Annotated in this window: 9 protein-coding genes; 8 read left to right on the forward strand and 1 reads right to left on the reverse strand. The window is 73.5% G+C overall.

Features of this window, described 5'->3' with window-relative positions; translation table 11 throughout:
- Positions 1-115: 115 nt before the first annotated feature.
- Positions 116-1,162: an Rv2578c family radical SAM protein gene (locus AAW13_RS09300; protein WP_046730124.1), complete on the reverse strand. Its 1,047-nt coding sequence runs from the start codon at positions 1,160-1,162 to the stop codon at positions 116-118.
- 180 nt (positions 1,163-1,342) lie between these two features.
- On the opposite strand from AAW13_RS09300, the gene AAW13_RS09305 reads away from it, so the two are divergent.
- The 8 genes from AAW13_RS09305 (at position 1,343) to AAW13_RS09340 (ending at position 13,088) form a co-directional block, all read left to right on the forward strand.
- Positions 1,343-1,786, forward strand: a complete 444-nt coding sequence (locus tag AAW13_RS09305) for an SRPBCC family protein (RefSeq protein WP_046730125.1) — start codon at positions 1,343-1,345, stop codon at positions 1,784-1,786.
- Positions 1,787-1,934: 148 nt separating this feature from the next.
- Positions 1,935-4,364: an MFS transporter gene (locus AAW13_RS09310; RefSeq protein WP_046730126.1), complete on the forward strand. Its 2,430-nt coding sequence runs from the start codon at positions 1,935-1,937 to the stop codon at positions 4,362-4,364.
- Between the two features lie 198 nt (positions 4,365-4,562).
- Positions 4,563-7,046 (forward strand): SpoIIE family protein phosphatase, encoded by a 2,484-nt coding sequence (locus AAW13_RS09315; RefSeq protein WP_046730127.1) that lies wholly within the window; start codon positions 4,563-4,565, stop codon positions 7,044-7,046.
- A gap of 135 nt (positions 7,047-7,181) precedes the next feature.
- Complete coding sequence (locus AAW13_RS09320; RefSeq protein WP_046730128.1) at positions 7,182-7,907, forward strand: class I SAM-dependent methyltransferase; 726 nt, start codon at positions 7,182-7,184, stop codon at positions 7,905-7,907.
- A 140-nt stretch (positions 7,908-8,047) separates the two neighbouring features.
- On the forward strand, positions 8,048-8,881 hold the full coding sequence (locus AAW13_RS09325) for a M55 family metallopeptidase (RefSeq protein ID WP_046730129.1): 834 nt from the start codon (positions 8,048-8,050) through the stop codon (positions 8,879-8,881).
- Positions 8,874-10,178: a M20/M25/M40 family metallo-hydrolase gene (locus AAW13_RS09330; protein WP_046730130.1), complete on the forward strand. Its 1,305-nt coding sequence runs from the start codon at positions 8,874-8,876 to the stop codon at positions 10,176-10,178. The genes AAW13_RS09325 and AAW13_RS09330 overlap by 8 nt, the downstream gene beginning before the upstream one ends.
- 16 nt (positions 10,179-10,194) lie before the next feature.
- A complete protein-coding gene (locus AAW13_RS09335) occupies positions 10,195-12,168 on the forward strand; it encodes a S9 family peptidase (RefSeq protein WP_046730131.1) in 1,974 nt (657 codons plus the stop codon).
- Positions 12,165-13,088 carry a S66 peptidase family protein gene (locus AAW13_RS09340; protein ID WP_046730132.1) on the forward strand — a complete coding sequence of 308 codons (924 nt, stop codon included), beginning with the start codon at positions 12,165-12,167 and terminating at the stop codon, positions 13,086-13,088. The genes AAW13_RS09335 and AAW13_RS09340 overlap by 4 nt, the downstream gene beginning before the upstream one ends.
- Positions 13,089-13,122: the final 34 nt, after the last annotated feature.

Raw genomic sequence — 13,122 nt, forward strand, 5'->3', positions numbered from 1 at the left:
GTCACGGCCCTCGCCGCATCGTCCCGGGGCCGGGGCCCGGAAGAACCTGTTCAGATGAGTAATGACCCGATTGGGCCGAGGGTTGCGCTCGAACGCCCTGGGGCGCGACGGGTGCTCACAGCAGGGTCAGTTGGGTCGGCTCGGACGGCTCGGCCGCGCCCGTGGGGCCGGCCGCCGGTACCGGCAGCCGGCGGGGCGCGCCCGCGCGGGCCGGGCCGATGCCGTACTCCCGGGCCAGTTCGTGCACCTGACGGGTGATCCGGCGCTGGTACCACTTGGGGGCGTAGGCGCCCTCCGCGTACAGCCGCTCGTAGCGCCGCACCAGGTGCGGGTGGTGCACGGCCAGCCAGCTCATGAACCACTCGCGGGCCCCCGGCCGCAGATGCAGCACCAGGGGGGTCACGGAGGTGGCCCCGGCGGCGGCGACGGCCCGGACGGTGGCCCGCAGCTGGGCCGGGTGGTCGCCCAGGAAGGGGATCACCGGCGCCATGAGGACCCCGCAGCCGATGCCCGCCCCGGCCAGGGCGCGTACGACGTCCAGGCGCCGCTCGGGTGCCGGGGTGCCCGGTTCCACGGTCCGCCACAGCTCGGGGTCGACGAAGCCGACGGACACCGATATGCCGACGTCGGTGACGTCCGCCGCCCGGCGCAGCAGGTCGAGGTCGCGCAGGACGAGGGTGCCCTTGGTGAGGATCGAGAACGGGTTCGCGTGCTCGGTGAGGGCCGAGATGATCCCCGGCATCAGCCGGTAGCGGCCCTCGGCGCGCTGGTAGCAGTCGACATTGGTGCCCATGGCGATGTGGTCGCCGAGCCACCGGCGCGAGCCCAGCTGGCGGCGGAGCAGGTCGGGCGCGTTCACCTTGACCACGATCTGGGTGTCGAAGCCGATCCCGGTGTCGAGGTCCAGGTAGCTGTGGGTCTTGCGGGCGAAGCAGTACACGCACGCGTGCGAGCAGCCCCGGTAGGGATTCACCGTCCATTCGAACGGCATCCGCGAGGCGCCCGGCACCCGGTTGATGATCGACCGCGCCCGTACCTCGTGGAACGTGATCCCCCTGAACTCGGGGGTGTCGAACGTGCGCGTCGTGACCGCGTCCGCGCCGAACAGCGCGGTGCCGGCCCGGCCGTGTCCGGTCTCCTCGGTGAGGTTCTCCCAGCGCATGACGCCTCCTCGGTAGCACTGGGCACAGAATAGAACATCTGTTCCCATGATCGTGCGGACGATCCCCGGAGACCGCGCGGGTACCGTTTCCGACCGCTTACGGCCCCCCGATTTGGGCGGCCGGGCGCCGGGGTGGTTGGCTTGGCGCGACCCCGAGAACCCAGCTGCTGGAGGAACGCAATGGCGCAGGTCGAGGCCACCACGGAGCGGATCGTCGCCGCGGACCCGGAGACGGTGTTCGACACCCTCGCCGACTACAGCGGCACGCGCGCGAACCTGCTGACGGAGCACTACAGCGAGTACGAGGTGCGCGAGGGCGGCGACGGCGAGGGCACCCTCGTCCACTGGAAGCTCCAGGCCGCCAGCAAGCGCGTGCGCGACTGCCTGCTGGAGGTCACCGAGCCCACCGACGGCGAGCTCGTCGAGAAGGACCGCAACTCCTCCATGGTCACCACCTGGCGCGTCACCCCCGCCGGGGAGGGGAAGTCCCGGGTCGTCGTCCACACCACCTGGCAGGGCGCCGGCGGCATCGGCGGGTTCTTCGAGAAGACCTTCGCCCCCAAGGGCCTCGGCCGGATCTACGACGGCGTCCTCGACCGGCTCGCCGCCCAGGTCGAGAAGTAACCTCCCGGCGGACAGGGGGCGTTGGCCCCCCTCACCGGTTCGAGTGGATCTCCGTGTCCACCCGCTTCGTACCGTAACTCGTCGCGCTTGTTCGTAGTTGTCGCCTTACGGCGGGAATTGCACGCAGGTGCGACGAGGGGAGCGGTACGTGGGCGGAACGACACTGGTGCAGTACGAGGAACCGGCCATGGCGCCGGCGGACGCCCCCGCGCCGGAGCCCGCTCCGGCATCCGGACTCGGGACGCGCCGCACCTGGCTGGTGTTCTGCGGGCTGATGCTGGCCCTGCTCCTCGCCGCGCTGGACCAGATGATCGTCGCCACCGCGCTGCCGAAGATCGTCGGCGAGCTGCACGGCCTCGACCGGATGTCCTGGGCGATCACCGCCTATCTGCTCACCGCCACCATCGGACTGCCCGTCTACGGCAAGCTCGGCGACCTCATCGGCCGCAAGGGCGTCTTCCAGTTCGCGATCCTGGTCTTCGCCGTCGGCTCCGCGCTCGCCGGACGGGCCCGGAGCATGGACCAGTTGATCGCCTTCCGGGCCGTACAGGGCGTCGGCGCGGGCGGGTTGATGATCGGTGTGCAGGCGATCATCGCGGACATCGTGCCGCCCCGGCAGCGCGGCCGGTTCATGGGCCTGATCGGCGCCGCCTTCGGACTCGCCTCCGTCGCGGGGCCGTTGCTCGGCGGCTACTTCACCGACCACCTCTCCTGGCGCTGGTGCTTCTACGTCAACGTCCCCTTCGGGCTGGTCACCCTGGCCGTCGTCACCGTCGTACTGAAACTGCCGAAGCCCCGTGCCCGGGCCCGTTTCGACGTGCTGGGCGCCCTGCTGCTCGCCGTCGCCTCCACCTGCCTCGTCCTGCTGACCAGTTGGGGCGGGACCGAGTACGCGTGGGGCTCGCGCGTCATCCTCGGGCTGGGCGCCGGTGCGACGGCCGCCACCGTGCTGTTCCTCGTCGTCGAGCACCACGCCGTCGAACCCCTCATCCCGCTGCGGCTGTTCCGGGACTCCGTCTTCAACGTGACCGGGCTGGTGGGGCTCGTCGTCGGCGTCGCCCTGTTCGGCGCCGCCAGCTACCTGCCGACCTTCCTACAGATGGTCGACGGGGCCTCGGCGACCGAGTCCGGACTGCTGATGCTGCCCATGATGGGCGGGATCGTCGGCGCCTCGATCATCACCGGACAGCTCATCAGCCACACCGGGCGCTACCGGATCCACCCGGTCCTGGGCGGCGGCCTGTCGGTCCTCGGCATGTGGCTGCTCTCCCGGCTGGAGGTCGGCACCCCGCGCTGGCAGTACAGCATCTGGATGGCGGTACTCGGCGCCGGCATCGGCATGGTGATGCCGGTCCTCGTGCTCGCCGTGCAGAACTCGGTGCGGCCCACCGACCTGGGCACCGCCACCAGCGCCAACAACTACTTCCGGCAGATCGGCGGCAGCGTCGGCGCCGCCGTCTTCGGCACCCTCTTCGCCGACCGGCTCGCCGACGCCCTGCGGCACCGTCTCCCGGCCCGCGCCGGCGCCCGGCTGCCCGACCCCGAGGGGCTCACCCCGCAGCTCGTCCACGCGCTGCCCCCGGCGCTGCGCGACGCCTACGTCCGCGCCTACGCCGACGCGATGCCCCGGATCTTCCTGTACCTGGTCCCGGTGCTCGTCCTGGGCCTGCTCATCGCCTGCTTCCTCAAGGAGAAACCGCTGGTGTCCCACCCCACCGCCGAAACGGACCCCCTGACCGTGACCGCTTCGATCCCGCAGGCCCGCCCCCAGCCCCCGGCCGGGGAGACCCCCACCTCGCTCCGCCCGCCGCACACCGGCGCCGGGGTCCCGGTCTGCGGCACGGTCCAGCACCCCGACGGGACCGTGGTGCCCCGCGCGGCCCTGACCCTCATCGACGCCGTCGGCCGGCAGGTCGGCCGCGGCGCCAGCGGCGCGGACGGCCGGTACGCGCTGGCCACCCCCGGCTCCGGGTCGTACGTCCTGATCGCCGCCGCCGGCGGACACCAGCCGCAGGCCGTCACCGTGACCGTCGGCGAGCGCCCCGTCGAACTCGACGTGGTCCTCGGCGGCGCCGGGCGCCTCGCGGGCAGCGTCCTGACCGCCGACGGCACCCCCGTGAGGGACGCCACCGTCACCCTCACCAACGTGCACGGCGAGGTGGTCGCCAGCGTCCGCAGCGGCCGCGAGGGCGGCTACGTCATCACCGAGCTGGTGGCCGGCGAGTACACCCTCGCCGGCAGCGCCCCCGCCTTCCGCCCGGCCGCCCTCCCGGTCACCGTCCAGGCCGCCCGGGAGACCCGGCAGGACGTCGAACTCGCCGGCGGCGCCGTCCTGCGGGGCACGGTCCGCGCCGGGGGCGGGCGGCCGGTGGAGGACGCGCGGGTGACGCTGCTGGACGCCGCCGGGAACGTCGTGGACACCCTCACCACCGGAGCCGACGGCACGTTCCGGTTCGTCGACCTGTCCTCGGGCGAGTACACCGTCATCGCCGCCGGCTACCCGCCGGTCGCCACGGTCCTCCAGGTCGCGGGCGGTGGCCGCACCGAACGCGACCTCCAGCTCGGCCACGAGGACTGAGCGGAGGCGCGGCCGCGGGCCCGGCGAGCGGCGCGGTGAACGCGGTTCGCGCACCGCACGGGGGCGCGGACCTGCGCGCCGGTGCGATCAGGTGGAACCAATTCCAGGATTGCCACACATCGCAACCGCCCGCCACCGTACGGTAGTGGCGGGCGGCACAGATCTTTTGCGGAGCCGTGGGGAGAGAGGGCCTGGTTCATGGACCGTGGCAGCGAGCGGGACGCACCTGCCGGCCTCGGTGCCGGGGATCCGGTGGCGGGCCGCGTCCCGCTGGCCGTGGTCGTCGTCGACCGCGCCGGCCGGGTCTCCCACTGGAGCTCCGGCGCCCGGCGGCTCTTCGGCGCCGCCAGGGAGGACGCGATCGGCCGCTCCGCCCTCGACCTGCTGCCGGTCTCCGGCGCCCTCCCCGAGGACGACGAGCTCACCCCGTACGGGGCCTACGCGGCGTACGACGGACTCGGCCCCGACCTGGAGTCGTCCCTCGACGGACGGCTGAACTTCCCGGCGGCGGGCCGCGCCCGTATCGACGTGTCCGGGCACGGCGCGACCGGGGAGCCCCCGCCCGCCGGATGGGGGCCCGACCGCGCCGACGTGCTCTGGTGGGCGTACCCGCTGGTCGGCCCCGGCGAGGAGCGGCTCCTCGTACTGGCCGCCGACGCCGAGGGGCTGCGCCGGACCGAGCGGGACGAGGGCATCGCCTTCGAGCGGATCGCACCCGGCTTCGCCCTGCACACCGACTTCCCCGGCGCCGAGGAACTCGCCCGCAGGCTCCCCGAGATCCTGCCCAGCATGAGTGTCGACGAAAGCGCCCGCATAGTCGCCCAGGTCCTCGAACTCGGCTATCCGATTCTGGAGTTCAGCCAGAACGACCGGGTGCCGGTGACCCCCGACTGGGGCGTCGCCCGGCGCACCGAGCGCAAGGCCCGCCGCGAGCGCGCCGCCCGCGTGGCGGCCCAGGGCCTGCCGGTACCCGCCGAACTCGCCGACGAGGGCGAGGACCTGGAGTACACGGCCGTCCGGGAACGCCTCGAGTTCCTCAACGAGGTCAGCGGCAAGATCGGTACCTCGCTCGACCTGTCCCGCACCATCGTCGAGGTCAGCAGAGCCGTCGTCCCCCGCTTCACCGACGTCGCCGGCACCTACCTGCGCGAACAGGTCGTCGCCGGCGAGGGGTTCCCGGACGGCGTGCCCGACACCACCACCATGTGGCACCGGGTCGCCCTCGAACACACCGACGAACCCGGCCGCTGGGACGACGTCGTACCGGTCGGCGAGGCCATGCCGTTCCCGGCGCACACCCCGTTCTTCCAGTGCATGACCAGCGGCGAACCGGTCCTCGTGCCGCGGATCAGCGAGGAGATGGGCCACGCCATCGCCTCCCAGTTCGAGAAGCGCGACATCCGGCCGCTGATCAGCGGCCGTTCGATGCTGGTGGTCCCGCTGAAGGCACGCAACGTCGTGCTCGGCTTCATGATCCTGCTGCGCCACCCCGAGCGCGAGACGTTCAACGACATGGACCGGGTCACCGGCGCCGAACTCGCCGCCCGCGCGGGCCTCGTGCTCGACAACGCCCGCATGTACACCTTCCAGGAGAGCGTCGCCGAGACCCTCCAGGACAGCATGCTGCCGCACATCCCGCCGCGGATGGCGGGCTGTGACATCGCCACCCGCTACCTGCCCGGCACCCTGCTCGGACGGGTCGGCGGCGACTGGTTCGACTCGGTGAAGCTCCCCGGCGCCCGCACCGCCCTGGTCGTCGGCGACGTCATGGGCCACGGTCTCAACTCGGCCGCGATGATGGGCCAGTTGCGCACCGCCGTGCAGACGATGGCGGCGCTCGACCTGCCGCCCGCCCAGCTCCTGCGCAACCTCGACGACCTGGCGCAACGCCTCGGCGACAGCTACCTCGCGACCTGCCTCTACGCCGTCTACGACCCGATCGAGGGCGAACTGCACATCGCGAACGCGGGCCACATCCCGCCGGTGCTGGTCCGCGCCGTCGACGGCCGCAGTGAACTCCTCGACCTGCCCACCGGCGCGCCCATAGGCGTCGGAGGGGTCGCCTTCGAGTCGCTGCGGGTGCGCGTGGAGCCCGGCGACCGGCTGGTGATGTGCACCGACGGGCTCGTCGAGATGCGCGGCGAGGACATCGGCGTCGGCCTCGCCACCCTGTGCGAGTCCGCCGCCCACCCGGCCGCCTCGATGGACGACGCCTGCGACACCATCATCCGCGCCCTCAACACCCGGGGCGGCCGCAAGGACGACGTCGCCCTGCTGATGGCCCGCCTCAACGGCATCGAGCCCGAGGACGTCGCCGAATGGCGCCTCGCCCTGGACCCCGCCGAGGTCCCGCGGGCCCGCGCCGCCGTCCGCGAACAACTCCACGACTGGGGCCTCGGACGCCTCGCCGACCAGGCCGCACTCATGGTCAGCGAACTCGTGACCAACGCCGTACGGCACTCCCACAGCCGCCCGGTGCTGCTCCGGCTGGTGCGCGGCGAGACCCTGCTGTGCGAGGTCGAGGACGACGACCACACCCTGCCGACCCTGCTCAGCGCGCGCCCCGACGCCGACACCGGACGCGGACTGCGAGTGGTCAGCACCCTGGCCCGGGAGTGGGGCACCAGCCGTACCGCCGCCGGGAAGACCGTCTGGTTCGAACTCACCTCGCGGCGCCGCTGACCCAGGGGGCGCACGTTCGCCGAACGTGTGGTGAAGGAACGCGCCGGGCGCTTGTGGCTGAAACCCGCGCAGGGTAAACCGTACTGGCCCGTCGGTGACGGCGGTCATCTGTGGTTTCACCCTGGGGAGTTGGCCATGAGTGTGACGAGTCGGTACCGGCATGCCTGGGAAGGTTTCTGGCAGGAGGCGCCCGAGGAGCCCGGGGCGGTGTTCTGGGACGCCGAACCGGACGTGACCGCCGCGGTCCACGTCGCCCTCCTGGAACCCCACCTCACCGACCCGGGGCTGCCCCTGGTCGACCTCGGCTGCGGCAACGGCACCCAGACCCGCTTCCTCGCCCAGCGCTTCCCGCGCGTCCTGGGCACCGACATATCCGAGGCCGCCCTGGAGCACGCCCGGCGCGCCGACCCCGCGGGACAGGCCGGCTACCGGCGTCTCGACGCGGCCGAGAAGACCGAGGCGCAGGCCCTGCACCACGAGCTGAGCGACGCCAACGTCTACATGAGGGGTGTCCTGCACCAGTGCGAACCGGACGACCGGCAGCCGCTGGCCGACACCATCGCCACCCTCGTCGGCAGCCGCGGCCGGGTCTTCCTCGTGGAACTCTCCGAGGCCGCCCGCCCCGTCCTCGGCGGCCTCGCCCAGAGCCCGGCGGGGCCGCCGCCCAAGCTCGCCCCGATCTTCCGGCACGGGATCGCCCCCGGCGAGGTCGCCGACGACGCGGTCCCCGCATATCTGCGCAGCGCCGGCCTCACGGTCCTGGCGAGCGGTGAACTTCCGCTGACGACGACCGAGTTCACCCCCGAAGGCGAGCGGATAGTGCTGCCGTCGAAGTGGCTGGTGGCCGGGCGGGAGGGCTGACGGGCCACACGGCGGACCACACCGCGAACCACACCGCGAACCACACGGCGGACCACACGGCGGACCCCGGGCGGCGCGAGGCGGGCGGCACGCCCCCGCCTCCTGGCCCGGCCCCCCTGCGGCGCGTAACGTGACGGACCATGAAGATCCTCATCAGCGCCGACATGGAGGGCGCCACCGGGGTGACCTGGCCCGGCGACGTGCTGCCCGGGACCCCGCAGTGGGAGCGGTGCCGGTCGCTGTTCACCTCCGACGTCAACGCCGCCGTCCTCGGGTTCCACGACGGCGGCGCCGACGAGGTCCTCATCAACGAGGCCCACTGGAGCATGCGCAACCTGCTCCTGGAGGAGCTCGACGAACGCGCCGAGATGATCACCGGCCGCCACAAGAGCCTCTCCATGGTCGAGGGCGTCCAGCACGGCGACGTCGACGGTGTCGCCTTCGTCGGCTACCACACCGGCGCCGGCATGGAGGGCGTCCTCGCCCACACCTACCTCGCCAACTCCATCACCGGCGTCTGGCTGAACGACGTGCGCGCCAGCGAGGGCCTGCTCAACGCGCACGTGGTCGCCGAGTACGGCGTCCCCGTCATCCTCTTCACCGGCGACGACCTGGCCTGCGAGGACGCCCTCGGCTACGCGCCGGAGGCCCTCAAGGTCGCCGTCAAGGACCACGTCTCCCGGTACGCGGCGGTGTGCCGGACCCCGGCCAGGACCGCCGCCGACATCCGGGGCGCCGCCAAGGACGCCACCCGCCTCGCGGTGCGGCACGAACCGGTGACCGGCGGGCCGTTCACGATCGCCCTGGAGTTCGACGCCGAACACCTCGCCCTGTCCGCCACCGTCGTCCCCGGCGTCGAGCGGATCGGCGAGCGCAAGGTGGCGTACACCGAAGAGACCATGTACGACGGCATCCGTACCTTCAAGGCGGTCACCACGATCGTCTCGGCCGCGGTGGAGGAGCAGTATGGCTGACCAGCAGGCACTGGACGAGGCCGTCCGGTTCACCTCCGAGCTGATCCGGATCGACACCAGCAACTTCGGCGGCGGCGACTGCCGGGAGCGGCCCGCCGCCGAGTACGCGGCCGAGCGGCTCGCCGGAGCGGGCCTGGAGCCGATCCTCCTGGAGCGCACCGAGGGCCGTACCAACGTCGTCGCGCGGATCGAGGGCACCGACCCGGCCGCCGACGCGCTCCTCGTCCACGGCCACCTCGACGTGGTGCCCGCGCAGGCCTCCGACTGGAGCGTCGACCCCTTCTCCGGAGAGGTCCGCGACGGGGTGGTGTGGGGGCGGGGCGCCGTCGACATGAAGAACATGGACGCGATGATCCTGGCGGTGGTGCGCGGCTGGGCCCGCGAGGGCGTACGGCCGCGCCGGGACATCGTGGTCGCCTTCACCGCCGACGAGGAGGCCAGCGCGGTCGACGGCTCCGGGTTCCTCGCCGACCACCACCCCGAACTCTTCGAGGGCTGCACCGAGGGCGTCGGCGAGTCCGGTGCCTTCACCTTCCACGACGGCGGCGGGCGGCAGCTCTACCCCGTCGCCGCCGGAGAGCGCGGCACCGCCTGGCTCAGGCTCACCGCGCGCGGCCGGGCCGGACACGGCTCCAAGGTGAACAAGCAGAACGCGGTCACCCGGCTCGCCGCCGCCGTCGCCCGTATCGGGGAGCACACCTGGCCGCCCCGGCTCACCCCCACGGTCAGCGCGGCCCTCACCGAGATCGCCGTGCTCTACGGCATCGAGCCCGACCTGCACGAGGTCGACCTGCTCCTCGACAAACTCGGCCCGGCCGCCAAGCTGGTCGAGGCCACCGTCCGCAACAGCGCCAACCCGACCATGCTGAACGCCGGTTACAAGGTCAACGTCATCCCCGGCGAGGCCGTCGCCTTCGTCGACGGGCGCTATCTGTACGGCACCGAGGACGAGTTCCGCGCCACCCTCGACAGGCTCACAGGACCCGACGTCGACTGGGAGTTCGAGCACCGCGAGGTCGCCCTCCAGGCACCGCTGGACGCGCCGATCTACGCCCGGATGCGGGCCGCCGTCGAGGAGTTCGCGCCCGAGGGGCACGTGGTGCCGTACTGCATGTCCGGCGGCACCGACGCCAAGCAGTTCTCCCGGCTCGGCATCGCCGGCTACGGCTTCGCCCCGCTCAGGCTGCCCGAGGGCCTCGACTACCAGGCCCTCTTCCACGGCGTCGACGAACGCGTGCCCGTCGAGGCCCTGCACTTCGGCGTCCAGGTCCTGGACCGCTTCCTGCGCACGGCCTGACCGCGGAGGAGACAGCGTGGAGACGAAGGCGTACGGCTCATGGAACTCGCCGGTCGACGCGGCCCTGGCCGCGGCGCACGACGGCACCCCCGACTGGGTGGGGTTCGTCGGCGGCGAACCCTGGTGGACCGAACCCCGGCCGGCGGAGGGCGGCCGCCGGACCCTGGTCCGGGGCGACACCCGCGAGTCCGTGCTGCCAGCGCCGTGGAACGTGCGCAGCCGGGTCATCGAGTACGGCGGACACCCCTGGGACGGTGCCGTACCCGTCGACGGCGGCGGGCCGCTGCTGGTCTTCGTGCACTTCGACGACCAGCGTCTGTACCGCTACGAGCCCGGTGGCGAGCCCCGCCCGCTGACCCCGCCGGGACCCCGCTGGGCCGAACCGCGGCTGCTCCTGGACCGGGGTGAGGTGTGGTGCGTGCTGGAGGAGTCCACCGGCGACGGCCCCTCCGACGTACGGCGTGTGCCCGCCGCCGTACCCCTGGACGGCTCGGCCGCCGACGACCGGGCCGCGGTACGTGAACTGACAGGCGAGCGGCACCGGTTCGTGACCGGGCCACGGCTCTCGCCCGACGGGCGGCGGGCCGCCTGGCTGGCCTGGGACCACCCGCGGATGCCCTGGGACGGCACCGAACTGCTGGTCGGCGAGGTCGGCGACGACGGCCTGCTGCACGCGGTCCGCGCGGTCGCGGGCGGACCGCGGGAGGCCGTCGCCCAGGTGGAGTGGGCGGCGGACGGCCGGCTGCTGTACGCGAGCGACCGCGAGGGCTGGTGGAACCTCTACCGGGACGACGTTCCCTCCCCACCCGCCGGGCGGGAGGAGTCCCCGCTCGCTTCGCTCTGCCCGCGTGCGGAGGAGTTCGCCGGACCGCTCTGGAGGCTCGGATCCCGCTGGTTCGCTCCGCTGTCCGACGGGCTGATCGCCGTCGTGCACGGCCGGGGACCGACCGCGCTCGGCGTGCTGGACCCGGAGACCGGCGAGGTGGCCGACACCGCCGGACCCTGGGCCGAGTTCGCGCCCACCCTCGCCGTGCACGGCACCCGGGTCGTCGCGGTCGGCGCCGGGCCGCGCACCGCGCCCGAGGTCGTCGAACTCGACACCGCCTCCGCCCGCGCCCGGGTCGTGGGCACCCCGCACCGCGACCCCGTCGACCCGGCCTACTACTCCGAGCCGCAGGCCCGCACCTTCGCCGGACCGGGCGGCCGCGAGGTGCACGCCTACGTCCACCCGCCCCGCCATCCCGGCCACACCGCGCCCGAGGGCGAGCTGCCGCCGTACGTCATCTGGGCGCACGGCGGCCCGACCAGCAGGGTGCCGCTCGTCCTCGACCTCGCGATCGCCTACTTCACCTCCCGGGGCATCGGGGTCGCCGAGGTCGACTACGGCGGCTCCACCGGGTACGGGCGGGAGTACCGGGAGCGGCTGCGCGAGCAGTGGGGCGTGGTCGACGTCGAGGACTGCGCGGCCGTCGCGCTCGCCCTCGCCGAGGAGGGCAGCGCCGACCGCGCCCGGCTCGCGATCCGCGGCGGCAGCGCGGGCGGCTGGACCGCCGCCGCCTCCCTGACCGGCACCGACGTCTACGCCTGCGGCACCATCGCCTACCCGGTCCTCGACCTCGTCGGCTGGGGCGCGGGGGAGACCCACGACTTCGAGTCCCGGTACCTGGAATCCCTGATCGGGCCGCAGGCCGAGGTGCCCGAGCGCTACGCCGAACGGTCGCCCAGCGAGCAGGTGGACCGGCTCACCGCGCCCTTCCTGCTGCTCCAGGGCCTGGACGACGTGATCTGCCCGCCCGCGCAGTGCGAACGCTTCCTGGCCCGGCTGGACGGCCGGGCGGTGCCGCACGCGTACCTCACCTTCGCGGGTGAGGGCCACGGCTTCCGCCGCGCCGAGACCCTGGTCCGCGCCCTGGAGGCCGAACTGGCCCTCTACGCCCAGGTGTTCGGCCTCGACGTGGCCGGGATCCCGGCTCTGGAGCTGATCGGGTGAACGCGCTGACCAGGCCGTCGCGGCTGACCGCCGGTGCACGGGTCGCGGTCGTGGCGCCCAGCGGGCCGGTCGTGGAGGAGCGGCTCCAGGCCGGCCTCGACATCCTGCGCGGCTGGGACCTCGACCCGGTGGTGGCCCCCCATGTCCTGGCGAAGGACACCACGTCGGGGTACCTGGCGGGCGCCGACGCCGACCGCGCGGCCGACCTCCAGCGGGCCTGGTGCGACCCGTCCGTCTCCGCCGTGCTCTCGGCACGCGGCGGCTACGGCGCCCAGCGCGTCGTCGACCTGCTCGACTGGGAGGCGATGCGGGCCGCCGGGCCGAAGGTGTTCGTCGGCTTCAGCGACGGGACGGTACTGCACGAGGCGTTCGCCACCCGGCTGGGGCTCGCCACCCTGTACGGGCCGGTGGCCGCGGGCGTGGACTTCGTCAAGAGCACCGGGGCCCAGGAGCATCTGCGGGCCACCCTGTTCGCCCCGGAGACGGTCCGCACGATCACCTCCCGGGGCACCACGCTGGTCCCAGGGCGGGCCGCGGGCGTCACCGTCGGCGGCTGCCTGCGGATGCTCGCCACCGGTCTCGGCACCCCGGGCACCCACCCCGGCGTGCGCGGCGGGCTGCTCCTCCTGGAGGACGTGGGCGAGCAGCCGTACAGCCTCGACCGCAGCCTCACCCAGCTGCTGCGGTCCGGCTGGCTCGACGGCGTCGCCGGGATCCTGCTCGGGTCCTGGGACCGCTGCGGGCCGTACGAGAGGGTACGGGCGACACTCGCCGACCGGCTCGGCGGGCTCGGGGTGCCGGTGGCCGAGGAGTTCGGGTTCGGGCACTGCGCGGCGGCCCTGACGGTCCCGCTGGGGGTGGCCGCTGAACTCGACGCCGACGCGGGCACCCTGACCCTGGCCGAGCCGGCGCTGTGCTGACCGCCCACCGGAGGGCCGGGGCGGCGCGTAGGGT

Origin of the sequence: Streptomyces humi (assembly GCF_001005085.2) — a bacterium.
Lineage (GTDB): Bacteria > Actinomycetota > Actinomycetes > Streptomycetales > Streptomycetaceae > Streptomyces > Streptomyces humi.

Bases quoted from the DNA above. Each gene is read 5' to 3' on its own strand.
- AAW13_RS09320 (WP_046730128.1), top strand. From the start codon at position 7,182: ATGAGTGTGACGAGTCGGTACCGGCATGCCTGGGAAGGTTTCTGGCAG.
- AAW13_RS09305 (WP_046730125.1), top strand. From the start codon at position 1,343: ATGGCGCAGGTCGAGGCCACCACGGAGCGGATCGTCGCCGCGGACCCG.
- AAW13_RS09300 (WP_046730124.1), bottom strand. From the start codon at position 1,162: ATGCGCTGGGAGAACCTCACCGAGGAGACCGGACACGGCCGGGCCGGC.
- AAW13_RS09330 (WP_046730130.1), top strand. From the start codon at position 8,874: ATGGCTGACCAGCAGGCACTGGACGAGGCCGTCCGGTTCACCTCCGAG.
- AAW13_RS09325 (WP_046730129.1), top strand. From the start codon at position 8,048: ATGAAGATCCTCATCAGCGCCGACATGGAGGGCGCCACCGGGGTGACC.
- AAW13_RS09315 (WP_046730127.1), top strand. From the start codon at position 4,563: ATGGACCGTGGCAGCGAGCGGGACGCACCTGCCGGCCTCGGTGCCGGG.